The organism is Opacimonas viscosa (assembly GCF_024199005.1).
Lineage (GTDB): Bacteria > Pseudomonadota > Gammaproteobacteria > Enterobacterales > Alteromonadaceae > Opacimonas > Opacimonas viscosa.
In genome coordinates this window covers 1-269 of sequence record NZ_JANATA010000150.1, presented here as the reverse complement: position 1 = coordinate 269, position 269 = coordinate 1, and the positions used below count along the sequence as shown (strand labels likewise).

Sequence of the window (269 nt, the reverse complement as noted above, 5' to 3'; positions counted from 1 at the left end):
AATTGGTTTGTTTAACATCTTCGGTTGTTTACTGTCAGGTTCCTGGGCGGGGAAATATTCCAAAGCCAAGTTGCTTACCTGGATTTACGCGTTACGCGCTGTGTCGATAGCCGCATTTATGTATTTTCCGATGTCGGCTACGTCGGTGTATGCATTTTCGATAGTCACAGGCTTGTTGTGGCTGGCAACGGTGCCGCCGACGTCAGGTCTGGTTGCGCAAATGTTCGGTTTGCCTTACATGGGATTGCTTTACGGCATCGTGTTTTTAA

The 269-nt window shown here is 48.0% G+C and carries 1 pseudogene; it reads left to right on the top strand.

Going from position 1 to position 269, the window contains the following annotated elements:
• A pseudogene (locus tag NLF92_RS13065) lies at positions 1-269 on the top strand (MFS transporter); the annotation flags it as partial.